Here is a 299-nt window from a genome sequence, read left to right on the forward strand (position 1 = left end):
ATGGAATAAGTATATGTAAATTAATTGCAATATAACAAAGATGGAAAAATATTTGAAGTTGCATATTTTACAAAGAAAAAAGCAGAGAATATACAAAAAATTCGTAGATGAATTTAATTTAAAAGTAAAAACGGAAATAATTGAAAAAGAAGAAAAGAAAAGATCTAAAAAAGAAATATATGGATTTTTAATACAAATTATTAAAAAATATAAGAAAGAACTTATCTTAATTACTATTATCTTTATTATAGGTCATATAATAAGTCTAATTCCTCCTTATTTAACAGCTTTATTAATAA

Source organism: Candidatus Nanopusillus massiliensis, from assembly GCF_920984865.1.